The 22,295-nt window shown below is 69.9% G+C and carries 21 protein-coding genes and 2 pseudogenes; 10 read left to right on the forward strand and 13 right to left on the reverse strand.

Annotated features, from left to right (window positions below):
• Window positions 1-9 precede the first annotated feature (9 nt).
• Window positions 10-972, forward strand: a complete 963-nt coding sequence (locus tag ABD990_RS23420) for an alpha/beta hydrolase (protein WP_345382878.1) — start codon at window positions 10-12, stop codon at window positions 970-972.
• Window positions 973-1,051: 79 nt separating this feature from the next.
• A pseudogene (locus tag ABD990_RS23425) lies at window positions 1,052-1,171 on the forward strand (IS5/IS1182 family transposase); the annotation flags it as partial.
• Window positions 1,172-1,583: 412 nt separating this feature from the next.
• Here the strand turns inward: ABD990_RS23425 and ABD990_RS23430 are convergent.
• A complete protein-coding gene (locus ABD990_RS23430) occupies window positions 1,584-3,209 on the reverse strand; it encodes a flavin-containing monooxygenase (protein ID WP_345382879.1) in 1,626 nt (541 codons plus the stop codon).
• 835 nt (window positions 3,210-4,044) lie between these two features.
• Between ABD990_RS23430 and ABD990_RS23435 the strand changes: the two genes are divergently transcribed.
• Both ABD990_RS23435 and ABD990_RS23440 read left to right on the forward strand, forming a co-directional pair.
• Window positions 4,045-4,404, forward strand: coding sequence for a hypothetical protein (locus ABD990_RS23435; protein WP_345382880.1), 360 nt, complete (start codon window positions 4,045-4,047; stop codon window positions 4,402-4,404).
• 33 nt (window positions 4,405-4,437) lie between these two features.
• The gene (locus ABD990_RS23440; RefSeq protein ID WP_345382881.1) at window positions 4,438-5,508 is read left to right on the forward strand and encodes an alpha/beta fold hydrolase; all 1,071 of its coding nucleotides are present in this window, start codon (window positions 4,438-4,440) and stop codon (window positions 5,506-5,508) included.
• Window positions 5,509-6,399: 891 nt separating this feature from the next.
• On the opposite strand, the gene ABD990_RS23445 is transcribed toward ABD990_RS23440, so the two are convergent.
• Window positions 6,400-7,743 carry an MFS transporter gene (locus tag ABD990_RS23445; RefSeq protein ID WP_345382882.1) on the reverse strand — a complete coding sequence of 448 codons (1,344 nt, stop codon included), beginning with the start codon at window positions 7,741-7,743 and terminating at the stop codon, window positions 6,400-6,402.
• 180 nt (window positions 7,744-7,923) lie between these two features.
• Window positions 7,924-8,823 carry a LysR family transcriptional regulator gene (locus tag ABD990_RS23450; RefSeq protein ID WP_345382883.1) on the reverse strand — a complete coding sequence of 300 codons (900 nt, stop codon included), beginning with the start codon at window positions 8,821-8,823 and terminating at the stop codon, window positions 7,924-7,926.
• A 204-nt stretch (window positions 8,824-9,027) separates the two neighbouring features.
• On the opposite strand from ABD990_RS23450, the gene ABD990_RS23455 reads away from it, so the two are divergent.
• The 4 genes from ABD990_RS23455 (at window position 9,028) to ABD990_RS23470 (ending at window position 13,264) form a co-directional block, all read left to right on the forward strand.
• Entirely contained in the window at window positions 9,028-10,110 is a 1,083-nt protein-coding gene (locus ABD990_RS23455; protein ID WP_345382884.1) for an LLM class flavin-dependent oxidoreductase, read from the forward strand.
• Between the two features lie 47 nt (window positions 10,111-10,157).
• Window positions 10,158-11,396, forward strand: a complete 1,239-nt coding sequence (locus ABD990_RS23460; protein ID WP_345382885.1) for a bifunctional 3,4-dihydroxy-2-butanone-4-phosphate synthase/GTP cyclohydrolase II — start codon at window positions 10,158-10,160, stop codon at window positions 11,394-11,396.
• A gap of 110 nt (window positions 11,397-11,506) precedes the next feature.
• Complete coding sequence (locus ABD990_RS23465; RefSeq protein ID WP_345382886.1) at window positions 11,507-12,016, forward strand: flavin reductase family protein; 510 nt, start codon at window positions 11,507-11,509, stop codon at window positions 12,014-12,016.
• A gap of 150 nt (window positions 12,017-12,166) precedes the next feature.
• Window positions 12,167-13,264 (forward strand): YeiH family protein, encoded by a 1,098-nt coding sequence (locus ABD990_RS23470; RefSeq protein ID WP_345382887.1) that lies wholly within the window; start codon window positions 12,167-12,169, stop codon window positions 13,262-13,264.
• 918 nt (window positions 13,265-14,182) lie between these two features.
• On the opposite strand, the gene ABD990_RS23475 is transcribed toward ABD990_RS23470, so the two are convergent.
• From ABD990_RS23475 to ABD990_RS23485, 3 genes are all read right to left on the reverse strand, one after another.
• Complete coding sequence (locus tag ABD990_RS23475) at window positions 14,183-14,788, reverse strand: sigma-70 family RNA polymerase sigma factor (RefSeq protein WP_345382888.1); 606 nt, start codon at window positions 14,786-14,788, stop codon at window positions 14,183-14,185.
• A gap of 199 nt (window positions 14,789-14,987) precedes the next feature.
• Window positions 14,988-15,449, reverse strand: a complete 462-nt coding sequence (locus ABD990_RS23480) for a hypothetical protein (RefSeq protein ID WP_345382889.1) — start codon at window positions 15,447-15,449, stop codon at window positions 14,988-14,990.
• A 111-nt stretch (window positions 15,450-15,560) separates the two neighbouring features.
• A complete protein-coding gene (locus tag ABD990_RS23485; protein WP_345382890.1) occupies window positions 15,561-16,301 on the reverse strand; it encodes a PIG-L deacetylase family protein in 741 nt (246 codons plus the stop codon).
• 413 nt (window positions 16,302-16,714) lie between these two features.
• Between ABD990_RS23485 and ABD990_RS23490 the strand changes: the two genes are divergently transcribed.
• Together ABD990_RS23490 and ABD990_RS23495 are read left to right on the forward strand one after the other, a co-directional pair.
• Entirely contained in the window at window positions 16,715-17,917 is a 1,203-nt protein-coding gene (locus ABD990_RS23490) for an MFS transporter (protein ID WP_345382891.1), read from the forward strand.
• A 98-nt stretch (window positions 17,918-18,015) separates the two neighbouring features.
• Window positions 18,016-18,477: an ArsI/CadI family heavy metal resistance metalloenzyme gene (locus ABD990_RS23495; RefSeq protein WP_345382892.1), complete on the forward strand. Its 462-nt coding sequence runs from the start codon at window positions 18,016-18,018 to the stop codon at window positions 18,475-18,477.
• Window positions 18,478-18,528: 51 nt separating this feature from the next.
• On the opposite strand, the gene ABD990_RS23500 is transcribed toward ABD990_RS23495, so the two are convergent.
• The 7 genes and pseudogenes from ABD990_RS23500 to ABD990_RS23525 form a co-directional block, all read right to left on the reverse strand.
• Entirely contained in the window at window positions 18,529-19,134 is a 606-nt protein-coding gene (locus tag ABD990_RS23500; RefSeq protein ID WP_345382893.1) for a sigma-70 family RNA polymerase sigma factor, read from the reverse strand.
• Window positions 19,135-19,210: 76 nt separating this feature from the next.
• Window positions 19,211-19,639, reverse strand: a complete 429-nt coding sequence (locus ABD990_RS23505) for an arsenate-mycothiol transferase ArsC (protein WP_345382894.1) — start codon at window positions 19,637-19,639, stop codon at window positions 19,211-19,213.
• On the reverse strand, window positions 19,636-20,052 hold the full coding sequence (locus ABD990_RS34515; protein WP_425569649.1) for an arsenate reductase ArsC: 417 nt from the start codon (window positions 20,050-20,052) through the stop codon (window positions 19,636-19,638). The genes ABD990_RS23505 and ABD990_RS34515 overlap by 4 nt, the downstream gene beginning before the upstream one ends.
• A gap of 30 nt (window positions 20,053-20,082) precedes the next feature.
• Window positions 20,083-20,307, reverse strand: a pseudogene (locus tag ABD990_RS34520) (three-helix bundle dimerization domain-containing protein); the annotation flags it as partial.
• A gap of 42 nt (window positions 20,308-20,349) precedes the next feature.
• Window positions 20,350-21,456: an ACR3 family arsenite efflux transporter gene (gene arsB, locus ABD990_RS23515; protein ID WP_345382896.1), complete on the reverse strand. Its 1,107-nt coding sequence runs from the start codon at window positions 21,454-21,456 to the stop codon at window positions 20,350-20,352.
• Window positions 21,453-21,836 (reverse strand): ArsR/SmtB family transcription factor, encoded by a 384-nt coding sequence (locus ABD990_RS23520; RefSeq protein WP_425569646.1) that lies wholly within the window; start codon window positions 21,834-21,836, stop codon window positions 21,453-21,455. Before ABD990_RS23520 ends, arsB begins: the two co-directional genes overlap by 4 nt.
• 101 nt (window positions 21,837-21,937) lie before the next feature.
• Window positions 21,938-22,120 carry a hypothetical protein gene (locus ABD990_RS23525; protein WP_345382897.1) on the reverse strand — a complete coding sequence of 61 codons (183 nt, stop codon included), beginning with the start codon at window positions 22,118-22,120 and terminating at the stop codon, window positions 21,938-21,940.
• Window positions 22,121-22,295 lie beyond the last annotated feature (175 nt).

Below are 22,295 nucleotides of genomic sequence, written 5' to 3' on the forward strand. Positions count from 1 at the left end.
AGGAAGATCATGGTGCTGGACGCCCAGGCCGAGACCTGGCTCAAGGGGCTCGCCGACTCCGGACTGCCACCGCTCAACGAGATGCCCGTGGACCAGGCGCGGGCGACCTACGAGGCCGTGGTCGCCGACTGCGGGCTCCAGCCCGAGCCGGTCGCCGACATCGTCGACAAGACCATTCCCGGCCCGGCCGGGGACATGCCGGTCCGCATCTACACCCCTGATGGCCACGGCTTGTTCCCCATCGTGGTCTACTTCCACGGCGGGGGCTGGGTCCTCGGCAGTCTGGAGGTGGTGCACGGGCCGTGCACCGTCATCGCGAACCGGGCACACGCCGTCGTCGTTTCCGTCGACTATCGGCTCGCGCCCGAGCACCCGTTCCCGGCCGCGGTCGAGGACTGCTACGCCGCGACGAGGTGGGTCGCGGACAACGCCGCACTACTCAACGGGGACGTGGAGCGGATCGCCGTCGCGGGCGACAGCGCCGGGGGCACCCTCGCGGCCGTGGTCGCGCTGATGGCGCGCGATCAAGGCTACCCGTCCCTGACATACCAGCTGTTGATCTACCCTGCGACCGACGTCCGCTACGACACGGCGTCATACGCGGCGAACGGGCAGGACTACTTCCTCACCACCGACCTGATGAAGTGGTTCCACCGGCACTACCTGCCCAGCGAGGACCAGGCCGAGGACTGGCGGGCGTCGCCACTGCGGGCAACCGACCTATCCGGGCTTCCGCCAGCACACGTCATCACCGCCGAGTTCGATGTGCTGCGTGACGAGGGCGAGGCCTATGCCGCCCGACTGCAGGAGGCGGGTCTGCAGGCGACCGTCCAGCGCTACGAGGGCCAGATCCACGCCTTCACCGCAAACCTGGCCGGGGTCATGGACAACGGGCGCCAGTCGATCGAGGACGGAGCCCGGAAACTACGCCAGGCGTTGCGGTTGGGCTGGCAACCACGGGTCTGGCTGTAACAGTAAGGTTGCGCTTGCTCAGAGACTGACGATCACGGCCGCCTGGCCGTGGAGGGGTCCCTGTGGCAGCACCGAAGAAGGCCCCGTGCGAGCCCACGGGCTCAACGTGGAGGTCATCGCGGACCCGATCGGCCGGTTGGTGTGGATCTCCCCGCCGCTGCCCGGAGCCCGCCGTCGGCCAGCTGCGGAACGATGTCGCCGAGGAAGGGCTCGGGTAGGGCCCGTCTTGTGAGGCCAGCAGAGTCAAGGATCGCCGCGGCATGGTGATCTCGGCTCCGAAGCAGGAAGTTCGCTCGGCGTATCGGGTCGCCAGGTCGCTTAGCTGTTCGAGGTGGACAAAGAGGGCTTGACGACGTTGCGGTCGGCGCCGGTGACGCGGCCGGGACGGGGTGGCGCGGTGGTCATCACCCGCGGGATGATCAACTCGAGCGGCGGTAGCGAACTCGGGTCGAGAGGTGGGTGAGGGCCTCGGCGGCGACGACGCGGCTCCAGCCCAGATCAGGGCGTGTCCTGGAAGCCCGTGCGGGGCGCGTCCGCGTCTTCGGCGCGCCCCGGCGCGCGCAGAGGTGGTCCGGGGACGGCCGCCGCGGGCGCGCCCCGTCACCCGCTGCTCAGGAGACCTGGAATCCGGCGTAGTCGTTCGCCTTCGACTCTGCGTACTTCGCCCGGTACAGCGGGAGACCGCCCGGGTAGTTGAGCATCTGGACCGGCTTACCGGGGATGTTCGCGCCCACGTACCAGGACCTGGCATGGAGGAAGAGCGTGGGCGCGACCAACTCGGCCACGTGGTGGGTCCACTCCTCCTCGGCCGCCGGGGTCGCTTCGATGCGCCGGTGGCCGTTGCTCAGCAAGTGCTCGAGGGTCTCGACGATCATCTCGCCTTGGATCTCCGCACAGGTCGGGCCGTTGCAGAAGCCCGAGGGGCTCTGTGGGCCATAGGCGAACAGCAGGTTCGGGAATCCTGCCGTGGCCATGCCGAGGTGGGTGCGCACCCCGGAGGCCCACTTGTCGCGCAGCAGCGACCCGTCGGCGCCCCGGATGTCGATCGCGGTGAGCCCGCCGCTGACGGCGTCGAACCCGGTGGCGAGCACGATGATGTCGAACTCGTGCTCGACCCCGTCCGCGGTCAGGATGCCGCGCTCGGTGACCGACTGGATCGGCGTGTCGTTGAGGTCGACGAGCGCCACGTTGTCCTGGTTGAACGCCTCGTAGTAGTGCTGCTCGAGCGAGGGGCGCTTGACCCCGAACGGGTGCGGTGGCGTGGTCGGCGCGAGCTTCTCCTGCAGCGCTGGGTCGTTGATCCGTGCGCGCACCTTGTCCCGCCAGAATGCGTAGGCGTACTCGTTGGACTTCGGGTCGAACAGCGTGTCCTGGAATGTCGCGAGCCAGAAGCGGAAGCCACCGGCCTGCCAGAGACGCTCGTACTCCGCGGTGCGCTCCTCCTGGCTCAGGTCGACCGCATTCCGGGGCTCGAAGTCGAAATCGAAGCCCGCGAACGTCTGACCGCGAGACTCGAACCGCTCGGGGAGCGTGGCCTTGATGGCCGCCTGATCGGTGGGGCCGAGCTTGCGCTGACCCATCGGGAGCGCCAGGTTCGGCGTGCGCTGGAAGAGGGTCAGCTGCACGGCTTCGCCGGCGGTCTCCTGGACGACCTGGACGCCGCTCGCCCCTGTCCCGATGACGGCGACCCGCCTGCCGGTGAAGTCCAGCCCCTCCTGCGGCCACAGGGCTGTGTGATGCCAACGTCCCTCGAAAGTGTCCTGAGCCAGGCCGGGGATCTGCGGGATGTACGGCTTGGAGGCGAACCCGAGGCAGGCCACGAGGTAGGTGCAGCGCATGGTCGTGCCGTCCGACGCGCGCACCACCCATTGGTTGTGGCCGCTGTGGAAGTGCGCCGCCGTGACCCGGGTGTTGAACCGGACGTCCTTGCTGATGTCGAGCTTGCGGTCGAGGTAGGCGAAGTAGTCGCGAACCTCGTTCCAGCCGGGGTAGAGCTCCGTGAACTCCCAGTCCCTCCACAGGTCGTCGCGGGAGAACTGGTAGATCGGGCCCTCGGTGTCGACCCGGGCACCGGGGTAGCAGTTCCAGTACCAGATCCCGCCGAGTTCAGGGCCGGCCTCGAGGATCTTCACGGAGTGACCAAGGCCGCGCAGTCGGTCGAGTTGGTAGATGCCGGCGAAACCGGCTCCGATCACGAGAACGTCGAATTCCTCGACAACATCAGTTGTCGTGCTCATGGTCTTGCTCCTTCACCACGCAAGGTGTTTATTGACCGGAAACGGACGTCGCGCACGGGATTCCGTCGCGATCTCGGCTCGTCGAGCCGACTGCCCTGATCCAGCCGACACCGGCGAGCCCTGCAGGTCGACGAACGCCCATGCAGTCTGGCGAGCCTCCTGGACCGTCAGGTGCTGGAAGGGTCACCTGCCGGCCTCGCGCCTATGCCCGAGCGCCGCCTGAGCCTGTGGATCCAGCGGCATCCTTGCCTCCTGCGCATGTGGTGACCCACATCACAACAGTCGCCCCGCCCTACCGAGTAGTCAAGGACCCGTAGGGACTGCCGGCCGCTGCAGCGCCACCTGCCCTGCGCGCCGTCGGGACGGACGAGATCGTTCCGACTCGAGCAAGACAGGACGGACCTGCCAGGCGAAGGAGCAGCAAAGCTCATCGGCGACTCCAGGCCAGATGTGGATCGCCAGTGCAGCACCCGGCCCCGGCGCCGCTGTCGCGCGATCCGCCACCGCCGTCGGTGCCGTCCGTGGCCTCGCCGCTCGGCGTCCTGGCCGATCACCAGCGCCGACAGCGCCATTGCCGCCGCGGCCCTGGCGTCGAGCTCGGTGTCGGGCGGGTGTCCGAGCAGCCGTGCGCGGGGACGCGCGGCGGGGCGGAGTGGCGGGGTCGGTCGTCGACGATCGGGCGCGTTATGGGGGGTGCCGGGGGACTTTGTCGGGTCGAGACCAGAGTGTCGGCCGTGTGGGCGGGTAATCGGCCTGTGTGCGTCGTCGCGGGTAAGGAGGGCCGGTGGTGCTGTCCCGCCTCGCTGCTGCCGCTCGCGTGACGGCAGGAGCGGCCTTGACCGCCTCCGCGACCGGGGTCGGGTTGACCGCGGGTCTGGTCGTGGGGTCCGCGGCGGTGGGGGCCAAGGCCACCCGCGCGGTCGCCGGTGCCACCGCCACCGTTGCCGGCGGCTCGTTGGGGCTCGCGCGGAGTGTCGCAGAAGCCGGTGTCAGGCGGGTCGCCACCGAGGTGACGGGGTCCGACCCGTTCACCGACGGGCGGTTGGCGCGGGCCGCGGATGCAGCCCGGAGCATGTTCGAGCCGGCGGACGAGCGGCACCACCGCCGTGTCTGGGTCTCCGGGGGTCACGCGCACGTCGAGCTCGCCGAGCCGGCCGTCGAGGGCAGTGCGGAGCGCCGGTCGGCGCACTGCTGACGAATTCGGACAGCACGAACAGGGAGGTCGGCGATGGCTTTGGCGAACCCCTTCTACACCCCTGAGATGCAGGGGCCGTACGAGTTGTACAGCCTGGGGGAGTTCGAACTCGAGGACGGCGGGGTCATTCCCGACCTACAATTAGCCGTCGCCACGTTCGGGGCCCTCGACGAGGATAAAGGCAACGCCATCTGTATCCCGACGTGGTTCTCCGGGACGCACCTGACGTGGGAACAGGTCTACATCGGGCCGGGACGAGCGCTGGACCCCGACAAGTACTTCATCGTCGTCATCAACCAGATTGGGAACGGGCTCTCGACATCGCCGCACAACACCGAGGGTGATATTGCGATGTCGAATTTTCCGAAGGTGCGCATAGGTGACGATGTTCGGGCTCAGGAGCAGTTGCTCGGACAGCGGTTCGGGATCGAGCGGCTGCACGCTGTGGTCGGCGGCTCGATGGGCGCCCAGCAGACCTGGGAATGGGTCGTCCGCTTCCCGGACAAAGTGCTGCGAGCGGCCGCGATCGCCGGCACCGCGAAGAACACCCCGCACGACTTCCTGTTCACGCAGACTCTCCTTGATGCGATCACCGACGACCCGGGCTGGAATGGTGGCGAATACACGTCGAACACCGACGTCGGCCGTGGCCTGGCTCGGCATGCCGACATCTGGGCGGTCATGGGCCTGTCCACCGAGTTCTGGCGGACCGAGTTCTGGCGCAACATCGAGCTCCCCGACGTTACCTGGAACAGCGCCATCGAGTTCAAGGACCGGTTCATCCGCGCTGTCTTCGCCGCCATGGACCCCAATTCGCTACTCGTGCAGGGCTGGAAATGGCAGCGCGGCGATGTCTCCCGCAACACCGATGGGGATCTCGCAGCCGCACTCGGCCGGATAACGGCCAAGATGTTTGTCATGCCGATCGACGAGGACATGTTCTTCCCGGTTCGCGACTGCAGGTCGGAGCAAGCCTTGGTGCCGAACAGCGAACTCCGGGTGTTGCACTCGATCGCCGGCCACTTCGGTCTCTTCGGGTTCGAGCAGTCCTACCTGCAGGAGGTCGACGACAACCTCACCGAGTTGCTGAGCTCCAAGGCCTGAACCTGGATCCCCTTTGCGTCGGCCCACGTCGTTCATGTCGACGCAGTCGACGAGATCGTGGCTGATCTCACCGACGACGCGGTCTTCATCCCTACCCATGGCGTGCGGCGTGGTAAGGACGGTGCGCGCAAGGCGTTCGGCGAGCTACTTGCCGACCTACCCGACGCGAAGTGGGAGGTGCCGCGGCGAGGTAATCCTGGCTCTCGACACGAGCCGAGAATGGTTGCACGAGGGCGAGGCCGCCCACCTGCCTGGGACAGGTAGAGGTGCCAGCATGATCGCCCGTTTGGACTTGAAGATCATCGGCATGATTGCGGCGATGACTGCGAAAGTTCCCGAAGACATGCCAACGAGTACAGCACCGACCGCACGACGCTGCGTTGACCTGCAGGATCCAGGTGAGGGGCGCTACGCCACGCTCTTTCAATCCGCGGGTTCAGGGTTCGATCCCCGGGGGCCACCCTACCTGACTGCGGCTACGTGGAACCGGCGACACGGTGCAATCCGGTAATTACTGCGAGTTCGAGAGGCCGCTGAAGATCTCCGCAGCTCGTCCGATGTTGTGTCTCGGCCGGCTAGGTGTGTCCGGGTGCATATTGCTGCTCTGGTTTCGTCCTTCGCGGGCTGAGTGGGGCGCTGACGCCCGGAGTGCGGCCGCGAGCGCATCGGCGGTGCCCATTGCCGATCGTCGGCTTGAGTTGCGCTCGGCCGGACGAGCCACCCTCGTGCGTCGCGGCCGCCGATCTTGTTCCCGAACGTCCGGCATAATCGCCGACAACACCACGGCGGCGGTCCACCGGATGATCCGGGTGGAGCGCCGCCGTGGGTGTTGAGCTCAGCGGGTGTTCTGTGGTTCCGATTTCTCTTGTCGAAACGCAGCCACAACCGCCCTCAGGCCGCCACCCTCCTGGTCGGGAGAGTCTCGCGCCCCGCTGCTGCGGAGGCCGCCGCGATGACCGCGATGGCGATCACGAAGAGGGCTACACCAGTGCTGCCTCCGTGGAACCACTGCACGAGCAGTGTGCCGGCGGCCGGGGTGAAGGCCCCTCCGGCCAGCGTCGCGAGCGCGATCGAGAGGGATGTACCTGTGTAGCGGACCCGCACATCGAACATCTCGGCGAAGAAGGCGCCTTGGGCGCCGACGTAGAAGAAGAGGAATCCGCCGAGCAGCAGGGTGCCCAGCAGCAGGCCCGTCGTCGTGGCCTGGTCAATCAGGGCGAAGGCCGGGAAGGCCGCCACCCCGGCTCCGAGCGTGCCGATCACGTACACCGCGCGCCGGCCGATGCGGTCCGAGACCGCGCCGCCCGTGAGGCAGAGAGCGAAGAAGATCGGCTGGCAGCAGAGCACGACGTTGAGGACCGTGGAGCGCGGCATGCCGAGGGTGCCCGTCGCGTAGGAGATCATGAAGGTCGTGACGAGGTAGTAGATCACCGTCACGCCCAGGTACATGCCGATGCCGCGCAGAGCAGCAGGTCGGTTGTGCTTCACGAACTCGCGTAGTGGTGCGACCTCGTTCTTCTGGCGCTGGCGAGCTCGCTCGAACTCCGGGCTCTCGTGAGTCTTGAGGCGCACGAAAATCCCGACCAGCACGAGGACACCGCTGAACAGGAAGGGGATTCGCCAGCCCCATTGGGCGAACTGCTCGTCGCTGATCAGCCCGCCGATCACGACGAACGCGCCGGTCGACAGCGCGAGGCCGATTGGTGAGGCGCTCTGCGGCCAGCTGCCGTAGAAACCGCGACGCCGCGGGCCCGCATGCTCCACGCACATCAGCTGGGCGCCGGGAAGTTCGCCACCAACCCCGAAGCCCTGCGCCAGCCGCATCAGGACGAGCAGGATCGGAGCCCAGATCCCGATGGTCGCATACGGCGGGAGCAGGCCGATGCAGAACGTTGACACGCCCATGACCAGCAGTGTCGCCACCAGCATCGCCTTTCGGCCGATGCGGTCACCGAAGTGCCCGGCGACCGCGGCGCCGAGCGGCCGCGCGAGGAACCCGGCTCCGAAGGCGCCGAACGCGGCGAGTGTTCCCGCCGCCGGGCTGAAGTCGGGAAAGAACAGTGGCGGAAAGACGGTCGCGGCAGCTGTCCCGAAGATGAAGTAGTCGTAGTACTCGATCGCCGTGCCGACCGTGCTCGCGGCGACGACGCTGCGGATCCGTCGCCCGGGCGGCGCGGCCTGTTCCGGGTCCTGGTCCCGCTGCTCTGGTTGGACCTGCTCGGTGTTGGCGTCCACGCTGACGCTCCCTTTGTCGGTTCGGACGTACTCGGCCCGTCGCGGCGGCGTCGTCCGGCGTTGCTCGCCGGGTGCCCGCAGCGAACCCCGGCCAAGCGGTGGGCCGGAAGCGAGTACATCCTGCGTTGCGCCGTGGCCGTAGTTCCAATGCGACGTCCGTACGGCCCCTATAGGCCACGCTTATGAAGACGGCCGCCAGGGCCAGCCTTCGGACGTCGCCGTCCGGATGAAGGCCTGGGCGGCGTAGGACAGCCGGTGGGCCGCGTAGAACAGGTAGTAGGGCCGGTCGATCGGGGGCTCGGGGTGCTTGACGACCGCCCCGAGCGCGCGCAGCGTCTCCGCTCCGCGTGCCGGGAAGATGGCGCATCCCGCCCCGGCGGCGACCAGCGCCGGCATGGTGTCCATGAAGGGCGTTTCGACGGCCACCGACAGCGTGGAGCCGATCTTGTCGAAGGCATCCTGCAAGATCCGCTGCATCGAAGTGTGGGGTGGCGCGACGACGAACGGCAGGTGTGCGATGTCCTCCAGCTGCACCGTCGGCCCGTCGGGCACCGGGGTCCCGGGCGGCAGGGCGACGACCATCTCCTGGGAGCCGACCTCCACTCGCTGGACCCGGCCGGGTCCGGGTTCGCCGACGAACGACACCAGGACCTCAGCATGGTCGCGGTCGAAGACCCTGGTCACGGTCTCGTCACCGAAGTAGGGCGAGAGGCGGACGGAGACCTGCGGGTAGGCGTCGCGGAACCACGCGATCCAGGTCGACACGGGAGTCGCCGCGAGCGCCGGCATGACCGACACGTTGAGCGTCCCGTGCGGGACGTCAATGCTCTGCTCGACCGCCGCGACAGCCCGCACGGACGACTCGACGAGCCGACGCGCCGGCCCGATGAGCGCCTCCCCCGCTGGCGTGAGCGCCATCCCCCGGGTCGAGCGCAGGAACAGCCGTACCCGCAGTTCGCGCTCCAGCGCCACGATCGACTGCGACAGGGCGGGCTGCGTCATGTGCAGCTCCGCCGCCGCCCGCCCGGTCGTCCCATGGTCGACGACGGCCAGGAAGTGCCGCGCCTGCCGGACCTCCACGTCCGCCCCCGTTCCGACGTCCGCGTTCGTGACGATAAGCCGTCCGTATGCCCCGCACAAGTAGCTCGGCTTGGACCCGTCTGCCGACCCGTAGTTAGCGTCGATCCCGAGGGCGGAGCGGCCCCGGACCCGGGGTGCGGCGCTGCCAGTCCGATCCGTCGTCGTCGGCGACGTGAGCACCGGTGCACACCGCGGAGGGTGGACGTGACCATCGAATTCGGCTGGTTCATTCCGACTTGGGGCGACACGACGGCGTTCGGGCGCCCCGGCGCCGAGATCGAGCCCGGCATGGAGCTGTTCGCCGACGTCGCGCAGAAGGCTGAGGACGCCGGGTTCGAGTACCTCCTCGTACCCGTGCAGACCAACTGCTGGGACGCCTACATCACCTGCGCGATGATCGCCGCTCGGACCACGCGGATCGCGCCGCTCGTCGCCGCCCGCCCCGGGTTCATCGCCCCGACGGTGATGGCGAAGATGTTGTCGACCTTCGACCAGCTCTCCGGGGGCCGCGTCCGGGTCAATCTGATCGCCGGCGGCACCTCCTCCGAGCTGGAGGCCGACGGCTCCTTCTATGGCCATGACGAGCGCTACGAGTTGTTCGGCGAGGCCCTGGACGTCATGAAGCGCGCCTGGACCGAGGACGAGCCCTTCGACTTCGCGGGGAAGTTCTTCCGCGCCAACGGGATCCTCGTCAAGCCCAAGCCGCTGCAGAAGCCCTACCCGCCCCTCTACCTGGGCGGCCTGTCGGAAGCGGCGAAGCAGCTCTGCGCCGCGCACGCCGACGTGCAGCTGTTCTGGGGCGACACCCCGGATGCGATCGCCGAGCGGGTGCAGGAGATGGACAGCCGTGCAGCCGCGCAGGGCCGGACCCTTCGTTACGGCATGCGCCTGCAAGTGATCGTCCGCGAGACGGAGGAGGAGGCGTGGGCGGCGGCGCACGAACTCATTGCCGACGCCACGCCCGAGCTGCGCGCGGCGCGCCAGGCCTCCGGGGACCAGTCCCGGGCCAACGACCGGATGAAAGAACTGGCCCGCGCAGAGAACCACATGATCGACGATCACCTGTGGAGCGGGATCGCCACCGTCCGCGAGGGCGCGGGCGTCGCGGTGGTCGGTGACCCGCAGCAGGTCGCAGCGACCCTGCGCCGGTTCATCGACGCCGGCTGCACCAGCTTCTGCCTGAGCGGCTACCCGCACGCCCGCGAGGCGGAGCGGTTCGGGCAGCTCGTCATGCCCCTGTTCGCGGAGGAGCGCCTCCCCGGGCAGCGTGAGCTCGAGTACGTCTAGACCCAGGAGCGACCGCGATGAGGCACATCAGCACCAACCCGCGACCGGTGGCCGCGCTGCCGGCCACCGGAGCCGTGCAGCGCGCGGTCTCGACGCTGGCCGCGGGCGGCATGGTGATCGTCACCGACGATCCCGACCGGGAGGACGAGGGCGACCTCGTCCTGCCCGCCGCCACCGCCACACCTGAGCAGGTCGCGTTCCTGGTTCGGCACACCACCGGAATTCTGTGCGCCCCCATGCCCGGCGTCCGAGCCGACGCGCTGCGGCTACCTCCGATGGTCCTGAACAACGAGGACACCCACGGGACAGCCTTCACCGTGACCGTGGACCACGTCAGTGCCGGAACCGGGGTGTCCGCTGCCGATCGCGCCACGACGCTACGAGCTCTGGCCCATCCGGCGACGACCCCCGCCGAGCTGCGCCGGCCCGGTCACGTCTTCCCCCTGCGTGCCCGTGAGGGCGGCGTGCTGGCCCGGGCCGGGCACACCGAGGCTGCGGTGGACCTGCTACGGCTGGCCGGCCGTGAACCCGTCGGTGTGATCGGCGAGATCGTCGCCCCCGACGGGTCGATGGCCCGCGGCGCGGACCTGCGCGCTCTGGCCACCGAGCATGGCATCCCGATGCTTGCCATCGCCGATCTGGTCCGTCACCGACGCGGAACCGAGCGTCTTGTCGAGCACGTCGCGAGCGCGGCCATGCCGACGGTGTTCGGCGAGTTCCGAGCTGAGGCCTACCGCTCCTGCGTGGACGGCACCGAGCACCTCGCTCTCGTGTATGGGGATGCGGCCGCAGCAGGCCGCAGCGCCCGAGGCGCCCTCGTCCGGGTACACAGCGAGTGCCTCACCGGCGACATCGTCGGCTCCTTGCGCTGCGACTGCGGTGCCCAGCTGGAGCGCTCACTGGAGGCGATCGTGGCCGAGGGCGCCGGCGTAGTCGTGTACCTGCGCGGGCAGGAGGGCCGCGGGATCGGTCTCGCGCACAAGATCCGCGCTTACGCGCTGCAGGAGCGCGGCCTCGACACCGTCGACGCCAACATCGCGCAAGGCCTACCCGTCGACTCCCGCTCCTACGACGCCGGAGCCCAGATCCTCGGTGATCTCGGCGTGCCGCGCGTCCGGCTGATCACCGGAAACCCCGCCAAGTACGCCGGGCTCGGTGGCCACGATATCGAGATCGTCGCGCGCGTCGCCCTGCCGACCGCGCCCACCACGCACAATCTCCGCTACCTCCGCACCAAGCGAGAGCGAATGGGGCACGCGCTGCCACTCGAGGAGAGCGCAGGCTGACCGGTGCCGGTCCCCGGCCGCTGGACCTCGGGACTGACCGCAGCAGCAGGCGTGCTGTCTGCGCGACCGCCCCCGTCTCTTCCCACCACTACCACCGCAGAGGAGGCCCGATGACCATCACCACCAACGAAGCCGCTGTTCCCGTGTCCGGGGAACGGTTCAGGTCGATCATGGGCGAGGTGTGCGCACAGGTCGCCGTGGTGACCACCACGACCGAGGCCGGTCCGCACGGAACAACAGTGACCGCGTTCTGCTCACTGTCCTTGGACCCGCCGATGGTCTGCGTGGCCCTCGACCGCGGATCCCGACTGCTGGCGGCGGTGCACGACACCCGCCGCGTCGGGATCAATCTGCTCGCCGAGGGCCATGACGCCCTGGCGATGCGATTCGCCAGCAAGGGCGATGACAAGTTCGCCGGAACGGCGTGGGCCCTCGATGCCGGCCTGCCACGGCTTGACGGGAACGCCGGCTGGATCGCCGGCGAGGTGGTGGACTTCGTCGACGGCGGAGATCACGTGGTCTTGTTCTGCCTCGTCACCGCCGTCGACACGGCCGGGCGGAGGCCGCTGGTGTACAGCCGGCGGACTTTTGGCACCCACTCCGGGTTGCTGTCGGCCTGACCGTCCCAACGACCAGCGCTACCGATGCCTGCTGCCCCCTGGACGTGCATGTGGCCAAGCAGTTGCCGCGTGAGCGGTCCTGGGGGCGGTGTGCGCTGCCGCCCACCGTTACCGCTCGCCTCGCCACCCTCGTTGCCTTGTGGAGCCCCGATGATCGTGCCCGCTGAGTCAGCAGGCGGCATCCGCTACACGCGACCCGAGCTCGGTCCCAGACAGCACGCGGTTTCCGCCGTCCTTGCGAGACGGGCCGGTTCGATCCTGCGCCGTCTCGGCCCCGGGCTGCTCCTGGCCATGGCCGTGGCCGGCGTGGCTACGCTCGTCGGCCGCGCGGTTCCCCTTGTCGGAGGACCAGTCGTCGCGATCGTCCTCGGTGCCGCTGTGGGCGCGCTCGTGAAACCCGGCGCCCGGCTCGACCCGGGCCTGGCCGTCGCCTCCCGCCCCGTCCTCCAGCTGTCGATCGTCGTCTATGGCACCGGGCTCTCGTTGGCCCAAGTCGCCGACGTCGGACTGGGCTCGCTACCGGTCATGCTCAGCACGCTGGCCGTGGCCCTGGGCGGTGGCTGGTTGATCGGGCGGCTCCTTGGTGTGCGCGGCGACGGCCAGACCCTCATCGCCGTCGGCACTGGGATATGCGGGGCCTCGGCAATCGCCGCTACCTCGGCAGTCATCCAACCGAAGCGCGCAGACATCGCCTACTCCGTCGGTGTCATCTTCACATTCAATATCGTCGCCGTTCTGCTCTTCCCTCCTCTCGGCCACCTGCTCGGTCTGGACCAGCAGGCTTTCGGGCTCTGGGCCGGAACGGCTATCAACGACACCTCGTCCGTAGTCGCTGCGTCGGTCGCCTACGGCAACGAGGCAGGACAACACGGCATCGTAGTGAAGCTCACCCGCACGCTTACACTGATTCCAATCGTGATAGCGCTCGGTGCCCTGAAGGCCCGGCGACGGATCGAAGGACAAGGACTGCGCAGTATCCCCTGGAGGAAGGTGGTTCCTCTGTTCCTGCTGGGATTCCTCGCCGCCGCCGCGATGCAGAGCCTCGGTCTGATCCCTTCGGGCTGGCATGAACCCCTGTCCCTGATCGGCACCTTCCTCCTCACCACCGCCCTAGCCGGAATCGGACTCAATCTACGATTCTCTGAGATGCGCGCCGCAGGAGTCCGCCCGCTGCTATTCGGAGGGCTGCTTTGGGTCGCAGTGGCCGCCACAGGGCTCGGCATGCAGGCCGTGTTTGGCCTGTTGTGACCCGAACATCTCATTGGTTCGCTAGGCCGGTCCCGAAGATGGTCGGCGTCGATGACCTGGCCGGTGTCGGTGAGGTCGTCGCCGCCGAGTGCGGTGACGGCCTGGCGACCTCGGCGTCGCGGAGGACCAGGATCAACGGCTGAGCTGGAGCCGAGGGCGGACGCGGGGCTACGTCCGAGTGCTCCCAGGTGAGCGGGACGAAGTCGAGGGCCGAGTTCGCTGGCGTTGGATGGCACACCGAACTTCACAGCGTCGGGAGCACGACGCCCCGGGGCGGTCTGCGGCTCAGCGATCGCGGTTTCGGACTGCCCGTCGAGCCGCGCGGCGAAGTGCGTCCTTTCGCTGCCTTTCGCGTCTGTGGTGGTGTCCGAGTCACCGAGCAAGGAGTTCAGATGTCCAACGAGGAGTTCCGTTCCGCGGGTTCGCAGAGCACGAGTGCCACAGTCTCGGCGACCGAGGCGGTCGGCTGTTGCAGCGTGCAGAAGCAGACCACCTGTTGCGACAGCAGTCAGAAGTCCGCCTGCTGCGGTAGTGAGGCCACCGCTGGTGGTGGCTGCGGCTGCCAGTGAGCACGACGAGCGGCGGACGGGCGTTGCCTCGTGGGGGCGCGTCCGCCTGCAGCTGACCGCCTCGGTGGTGGTGCGGCGCGAGACCTCCGGCTCGCGCCGCACTTCTGATGTTCGACGTGCAGGGGTGACACGCAGCGCGACCGGAGTGAGTGGACAAGCGTGTTGCACCCAGGCTGGTGCCGCTACTCCCGAAGAACACCGGTTCCCGCTGGGCTCGCTCTACGACGAGAGCGTGATCGAGCAGAGTCTGGTCGCGTGGCGAAGCAGGAAGGTGTGGAGAGCCGTATGGCGGCCGGCTCGACGTCGGATAGGGGCGCCGGGTGGGCGGTGACCCGACTCCCGGTTCGCGTCAGGCGCAGCGACAGTCCGCCGGCTGGTCGTAGTCCATCGGCACGCCGCGCGCGTCGAGGGTGAGCTGGCAGCACTGGTTGAGCAGCTCAGCGAGCCGACGGCGGCCGCGCTGCACCCGCGACTTCATCCCGGACACCGACACACCCTCGCGCCGGGCCGCATCGGTCTGGGTCAGCCCGTCGAGATCGGACAGCTCCAGGGCCCGGCGCTGCTCGGGCGGCAGGCGATCGAGCAGCGGACGCATACAGACAGCCAGTTCGTCGAGCGCGGACGGTGGCTCGTCCTCGATGCTGACGGCGGCCCCGGGCGCGTCCTCGAGCGGGACGCCCCGGCGCGCACGGTCGCGCTCGGCGCGGCGGTACTCGTCGACGACGGCGTTGCGGGTGATCCGGTAGACCCAGCGGGTGAGGTGTTCGCGATCCTCGACCCGGTCGAGGTTGCGGTGGATCCGCAGCATGATCTCCCCGAGGACGTCCTCCGCGCGATCCGGGTCGTCGATGCGGCGCCTGACGAACGCCTGCAGCGTAGTGCCGAACTCCCGCCAGACCTGCTCGGTCGTGGCGTCGCCGGTGCTGGAGCGGGTGTCGATCGCGGTCGCGGTCATCTCGGTCCCCTGGTCGGAGGTCGGCGCATGGCTACTCCGACTGACGACGGACCCGGCGGAAGGACGCAGCCGAACCGTCAAGGAAGACGAGTTCTTCTGGGAAGAGTCAGCGTCCGGCTGCTGACGCGGGTTCGCGGCCCGGCCACGCGCGTGTAGCTGCCAGGGTTCGCCACTGCTCTTCTCGTGGTCTGTCTCCCGATCACGCCGCGAGCCGCGCATGACCGGCAGCGGTGAGACGAGCGGGGACGCGCTGGCCGATCGCGCCCGGCGCCTGTTGCGCGATCAGCCCCGCGTGTGCGAGGCGGTGTGCGGCGAACTGGTCGGCGCACCAGCGTCCTTCGAGGTACAGGTCGAGCTCGGCGCCGACGACGACCTCCGCGGTCCCGCTCCCGACGGCTCGCAGGATCGCCCGGTCCCGACCGCTGAGCGCCGATCCGGTCAGGGTGCCGGCTCCGGTGTCGCTCGGGATCGCCGTGCGGCCGGCCCCGGCGTCCACGTCCAGGGCGCGCTGGCCGGCTCGAACCCCGGCCGCCTCGACGAGTGTCGCTCGGTGCGTCGGGATCTCCTCGGCGGCCACGGCCGGGTGGTCGCCGGGGGCCCACAGGGCACGATGCCGTGCCGTGAGCTGCTGGTCAGCGGCCTGGTCGATCGTGCTGGTCATGACGTCCCTCTCCTTCGACAGGCTCCTCGGACGATCTCGTTCTCTGTTGCTTGGGTCTGCGCGGGCCGTTCCGCCGGACGCTGTAGTTCCGGGGTGCGGGCGTGGTTCGGTTCACACGCCCTGCAGGTGGATCTGCCCGAAGGCGACGGCGTGGCGCACGCCGATGGTCGGGCCGGCCATGGCGGTCACGGCGTGGACGAAGGTCTCCGGGTCGAAGTCCCGGCCGAGCCCGCGCAGGTAGGCCTCGTGCGCTCGCAGCGAGGCGACCCCGGCGTCGAGGTGATCGATCACGTCGACGGCATGTGTGGGCGGGTTGGCGCCCATGACGTAGACGTGACGCACGCCGGCCCACGGCTCGTGGCCCTCGTCGAGGAGCTCGGGGAAGATCCACCGGTTGCCGGCGTCGCGGGCGGCGTCGAGCACGGCGACGCCGACCGCGCGGTGGTCGGCCTGGTTGATGATCCGCTTCCCGGCCATGTCGTAGGTCGGCTCGTAGGTTGCCGTCACCAGCACCTCGGGCCGGTAGCGGCGGATCTGGCGGGCGATGTCGCGGCGCAGGTCCAGCCCGGTCTCGACGACGCCGTCGCGGTGGCCGAGGAAGGTCACGTCGTCCACCCCGACGATCGCCGCGCTCGCGATCTGTTCCTTCTGCCGCAGCGGCCCCGCCTCGGCAGGGTCGAGACCGTCGATGCCGGCCTCGCCGTCCGTGACCATGGTGTAGCCGACGGAGGTGCCGTTGCGGGTCCAGCGGGCGATCGCGCTCGCCGCGCCGTACTCCAGGTCGTCGGGGTGGGCGACGACGGCCAGTGCGCGGCCGAAGTCCTCGGGCAGGATCTCCAACTGTCGTGTCATGCCCGTACGTACGGCGATCCACGGCGAAGGACGCAGCCGGACGCGTCGGTGCGGGAAAGGGGCCGCCGCGCCGTGTCTGCGCGCAAGGGGCGTCGAGGCTGCTACCCGCGCTCGCGTGCGCCGGTTCCCGCACCCAGCGCTGCCATGCGAGGCCCCCTGCCCAGCCCGTGAGGCGAGGGGTGATCACCATACAGGCGCCTTGGCCGACCTCGCCGCCTCAGTGCGGTGCGTCCAGGCCTTCCCGCTCGCGTCTGCATCTGCGTCCGCCCTGTCCTGACGTTGAGAGGGAGCACTCTGAGATGAGGACGACTCCTCCGCCCCGAGCCAGCGGCCCGCATCCGGATGCGGCCGGGTCGGCGGGCAGCACGTGGCTCGACACCGCACCGAATGTCCAACGGCGTGTGCTGCTGGTCTTGACCATCGCGCAGGGGGTCGCGGGCATCGCTGTCGCGACTGCCGCCGCGGTCGGGCCCGTGGCGGTGGCGGCCGTGTCCGGGTCCGCCGCGCTCGGCGGTGCCTCGACCACATCGCTGGTACTCGGCACCGCCGCGTCCGCGCTCGTGATCGCCCGGATCGCGGACCGGGCGGGCCGGCGCCCGGCCCTGATGCTGGGCTATCTCACGGGGGCGGCCGGAGCCGGCCTCGCGGCGATCGGCAACGCGACGGGGAGCTGGCCCCTGATGCTGTTCGCTTTCCTCGCCTTCGGCGCCGGCAACGCCGCCGGCCTCGCAGCACGGTTCGCCGCGACCGACCTCGCCGCGCCTCACCGGAGGGCCCACGCGGTCGGCGTCGTCATGTGGGCGACGACCTTGGGAGCGGTAGCCGGACCGGCCCTTGCCGTTCCGGCCGCACACGGATCGCCGTGGGCGCCGGCGGCCGGCGTGCTCCTGCTCGGCGCGGTCACGTTCGGGCTCGCCGCGCTGGTCGTCGGCGCGGGCCTTCGGCCCGACCCCCTGCTGCTCGCCCGCAAGCAGCTTCCCGGGGCAGGCGTCGTCGCGGCCGTCCGACGGTCGCCGTCCTGGCGGATGCTGTGGACCACGCCGCGCGCTCGCGTCGGCATGATCGGACTCGCGCTTGCCCAGCTGCTGATGGTCGGGTTGATGTCGATGACGCCGGTCCATCTGCACCACGACGGGGCGTCGTTCACGCTGATCGGCCTGGTCGTCAGCGTGCACATGGCGGGGATGTTCGCGATGGCCCCCGCCTTCGGCTGGCTCGCCGACCGGACCGGCCCGCTACTGGTTCTCGCGGCCGGGCTGTTGCTGATCGCCGTCGCCGGCGGCACGGCGACCGCTGCAGCTCACGGTACGAGTGTCCCGCTGGCAGGGGCTCTGGCACTGCTCGGCCTGGGCTGGTCGGCCGCGCTGGTGGCCGGCTCGTCGTTGGTCACCGAGGCGGCCCCGCCGGAGCAGCGGCCGGCCGTGCAGGGCGTCGTCGACGCGATCATGAGCCTCAGCGGCGCTGCGGGAGGCGTCGCCGCCGGGCTGATCCTCACCGTGACCTCCTACGCCGCGCTCGGCGGCACCGTGGCGGTCCTGACGCTGCCGGTGCTCGTCCTCGTCGTGGCCGTCGCCCGAAACGCGCGGCCTCACCGGCATCGCGGCGGGTCCACGTGACCGGACGCAGTGGGCTCGGATGCACCGTGCTGCGTCCGTTCGTCAGGGCCGACGTCAGAGAGGGCGACACACCAGGCCCTTCACGGGAGGAAGTCACGATGGCCAGCACGCGGCTCCAACTCGCCCTCAACGTCGACGACATCGACGAGGCGACGGCGTTCTACACCCAGCTGTTCGGGGTCGACCCGCACAAGCGGCGCGACGGTTACACCAACTTCGTGATCGCCGAGCCGCCGCTCAAGCTGGTGCTGATCGAGAAGCCCGGCGCCGGCGGCGGGCTCAACCACCTCGGCGTCGAGGCGCAGACCTCCGCGCAGGTCGACGCGGCGCTGGCGCGGTTCGTCGAGGCCGGGCTGCAGACGCGGGTCGCCGAGCAGGATGTGTGCTGCCACGCCGAGCAGCACAAGGTGTTCGTCACTGCGCCGGACGTGCCGCTGGGCTTCTGGGAGTTCTACGCCGTCACCGACGACAACCCGGTCAACCCCGACGGTGCGTCCACCTCGGTCTGCGAGCTGAGCTGCACGGGGAACGCCGACGAGCAGGCCAGCTGCTGCGGCTGACCCCAGGCGTGAGGCCGGTGGGCACGAGCCGGCGCCGGCCCCGCGGCACGCTCAGCGGCAACCGCAGCCGCAGCCGCGATCCGGGCCCGGCGCAGGCTCGTAGTCCATCGGGACGCCCCGGGCGTCGAGCGTCAGCGTGCAGCACTGCCCGAGCAGCTCGGCGAGCCGGCGCCGGCCGCGCTGCACGCGCGACTTCATCCCCGACAGCGACACCCCCTCGCGGCGGGCGGCCTCGGCCTGTCCCACACCGTCGAGGTCGATCATCATCACGGCTCGGCGCTGCTCGCCCGGGAGCCCGTCGAGCAGCGGCCGCAGGCAGGGGGCGAGCTCATCGAGCACGCCCGCGGGGTCGTCGGGCTCCTCGACGACGCCGTCCTCGGCCGCCGCCACGAGCTGCTCACGGGCCCGACCGGCGCGCCGGTACTCGTCGATGACCGCGTTGCGCGCGACTCCCGACACCCAGTGCGCCAGCCGCTCCCGGTCGTCGACCGACCCCAGGTTCTGATGGATCCGCAGCAGGATCTCGCCGACGAGGTCCTCGGCCCGGTCCGGGTTCGCGATCCGCCGCCCGACGAACGCACGCAGTTGCGCGATGACCTCGCGCCACTGCTGCTCGGTGACGGGTTCGGCCCTCCGCGCACCGCTGGTCGTGGTCATGTCTCCGCCGCTCCTGGCGCCTGTACCGCGCCCCCTGCCGGAACCGACGACGACAGCGCGGCGAGGACGCAGCTTCTCAGACTTCCGCGTCGACCGGAAGGAGCTCGTCGAGCAGGCCGCGGACGCGGCGGTCGATGTCGTCGCGGATCAGCCGCATGCGCTCGGGGCCGTCGATACCGCGTTCGGAGGGCTCGTCGGTGTCCCAGTTGCGCACCTCGACCCCGTCGGGCGCGTCGACGGTGGCCTCGCGCCCGAGGGTGACGACCAGGTCGACGCGGGCGAGCAGGTCAGGGTCGATGGGCTTGGGGTTCTCTCCCGACATGTCCGCCCCGACCTCGGCGAGCGACTCGGCGGACAAGGTGTTGATCTTCTCGCCGGGGTTGGTGCCGGCCGAGTGGACCTCGACCTGGTCTCCGGCGGCCTTGCGCATGAGCCCGGCGGCCATCTGGGACTTGCCGCCGTTGCGGACGCAGACGAACAGCACCGACGGGCGTGGGCTGGTCATCGGGTTGCTGTGGGCGCGGTCAGCTCGGTGAGCAGCGCGCGGACCCGGTTGTCGATGTCGTCGCGGATGGGGCGGATCTCCTCGGGGCTCTTGCCGGCCGGGTCGGTGAGGTCCCAGTCGAGGTAGCGCTTGCCGGGGTAGACCGGGCAGGCGTCGCCGCAGCCCATGCTGATCACGACGTCGGCGGCACGCACCACGTCGTCGGTCAGCGGCTTGGGGAACTCCTTGGACAGGTCGAGCCCGATCTCGGCCATGACCTCGCGGACGGCGGGGTTGACCTCGTCGGCCGGGGTCGACCCGGCGGAGCGGACGTGGACGCGGCCCTGGGCGTGGTGGTCGAGCAGCGCGGCGGCCATCTGGGAGCGGCCGGCGTTGTGCACGCAGACGAACAGAACCTCGGGGACGTCGGACATGAGGACTCCTTCGGACTGGGCGAGCGCGGTGAGTCGGTCGGTGGCGAAATGGTGGGTCAGCGACACCAGGTGCGTGGTGACCTTCGCCGTGCGACGCAACGCGGTGTAGGACTCGAAGACGTAGCGGTAGATGGTCTGCTCCGAGAAGTAGCCGGAGAACCTTGCGGCGAGGTCCGTCGCCATCCGTTCCAAGACGGCGACGTCGGACAGCAGGGGTGGCCGACGGTCGTGGCGACGGACCTCGAGTGGCGTCATCGGCAGGCTCTGATCAGGACGGTGTCCGTAGCACCAGGGCGGTCAGTGGTCTGCGGCCGCGCGGGCGCCCCACCAGCGCTTGCGCAGGGCGAGGGAGACGTAGACCAGCGCCACGAGCACGGGGACCTCGATCAGCGGGCCGACCACGCCGGCGAGGGCCTGCCCGGAGGTGACCCCGAACGTCGCGATGGCCACGGCGATGGCGAGCTCGAAGTTGTTGCCGGCCGCGGTGAACGCCAGGGTCGCCGAGCGCTCGTAGCCCAGCCCGACGGCCCTGCCCAGGGCCAGGGAACCCAGCCACATGATCGCGAAGTAGGCCAGCAGCGGCAGCGCGATCCGGGCGACGTCCAGCGGCTGCGAGGTGATTGCGTCGCCCTGCAGCGCGAACAGGACGACGATGGTGAACAGCAGCCCGTAGAGCGCGAACGGCCCGATCCGCGGGATGAGCTTCTCCTCGTACCAGGCGCGGCCCTTGGCCTTCTCCCCGAAGCGACGGGTGAGGTAGCCGGCGACCAGCGGGATCCCGAGGAAGATCAGCACGGACTTGGCGATCTGCCAGGCGGAGATGTTCAGGTCGGCCTGCGGCAGGCCGAGCCAGCCGGGCAGCACGGACAGGTAGAACCAGCCGAGCCCGGCGAAGGCGACGACCTGGAAGATCGAGTTGATCGCGACCAGGACGGCGCCGGCTTCGCGGTCGCCGCAGGCCAGGTCGTTCCAGATGATGACCATGGCGATGCAGCGGGCGAGCCCGACGATGATCAGTCCGGTGCGGTACTCGGGCAGGTCCGGCAGCAGCAGCCAGGCCAGGGCGAACATCAGCGCGGGCCCGAGGACCCAGTTCAGGATCAGCGAGGTGGTCAGCAGGCGGCGGTCGCCGGTGACGGTGTCGAGGCGGTCGTAGCGGACCTTCGCCAGCACCGGGTACATCATGATCAGCAGGCCGAGGGCGATCGGCAGGGAGATCCCGTCGACGGCGATGGCGTTCAGTGCCTCGCCGAGTCCGGGAATGAGCCGGCCGGCGAGCAGGCCGACGGCCATCGCGGCGAGGATCCAGACGGCCAGGAACCGGTCGAGGGTGGAGAGCTTCTTGACGACCGGCTGGTCGGCCGGACCGGGCTGCCCGGTCTCGGTGTCGGGGGTGGCGCTCATGCGGGGAGTTCACTTTCGTCGGGGGCGCAGGTGCTGGCCAGGGGCGTGCCGAGGGGGACCAGGACGTCGGCGAGTTGGCCGATGACCTCGGGGCGGGCGCGGTAGTAGACCCAGGTACCGCGGCGTTCACTGGTCACCAGGCCGGCGGTGCGCAGCACCTTGAGGTGGTGGCTGATCGTCGGCCCGGTCAGCTCGAACGCGCCGCTGATGTCGCACACGCAGGCTTCCCCGCCCTCGTGGGCGGCGATCAGCGAGAGCAGGCGCAGCCGGACCGGGTCGCCGAGGGCCTTGAACGCGGCCGCCAGCTCGACGGCCTCCTCGGCGTTGAGTGCCTGGTTGCTGGCCGGGGAGGACACCAGCAGCGGGAGCGGTTTCGACACCCGTCTATCTTCACGAGCGTCGAATCGGTGGCCAAGCGAACAGCGTGTGAACTTCGACGCTCGTCGAACTCGCGGTCCGAGGCTAGCTCAACCCGCTTCGGTCAGTCGCAGAAGCAGGCCCGGCCGGTGCAGCGGTGCGGGGCATCGTGCCGGGTGCGCCAGTTCAAGACCAGCCAGAGCACCGCCGCGGCTGCCGACAGGATCGCGGTCAGGACGAGCAGCCCGGTCGTGGCGGCGACGCCGGCGGCCGCGGTGAGCAGGACCAGGGGCCCGAGGAACCGCACGATGCAGCAGGCGGCACAGTCCCCAGGGTCGTGACCGGGGCTCCGACGTCTTCAGGCTCCGGAAGCCCGGCCGTGCTGAAGGCCGGGACCGGCGGCCGGGTGTTCATCGGGCCGCATCGGGAGTGCGGACGCGGGCACGGAGGGCCGGGTCGGTTGCGACGCCCGGCGTGCCACT

It is taken from the genome of Pseudonocardia yuanmonensis (genome assembly GCF_039542425.1).
In the GTDB taxonomy this organism is placed as follows: Bacteria; Actinomycetota; Actinomycetes; order Mycobacteriales; family Pseudonocardiaceae; genus Pseudonocardia; species Pseudonocardia yuanmonensis.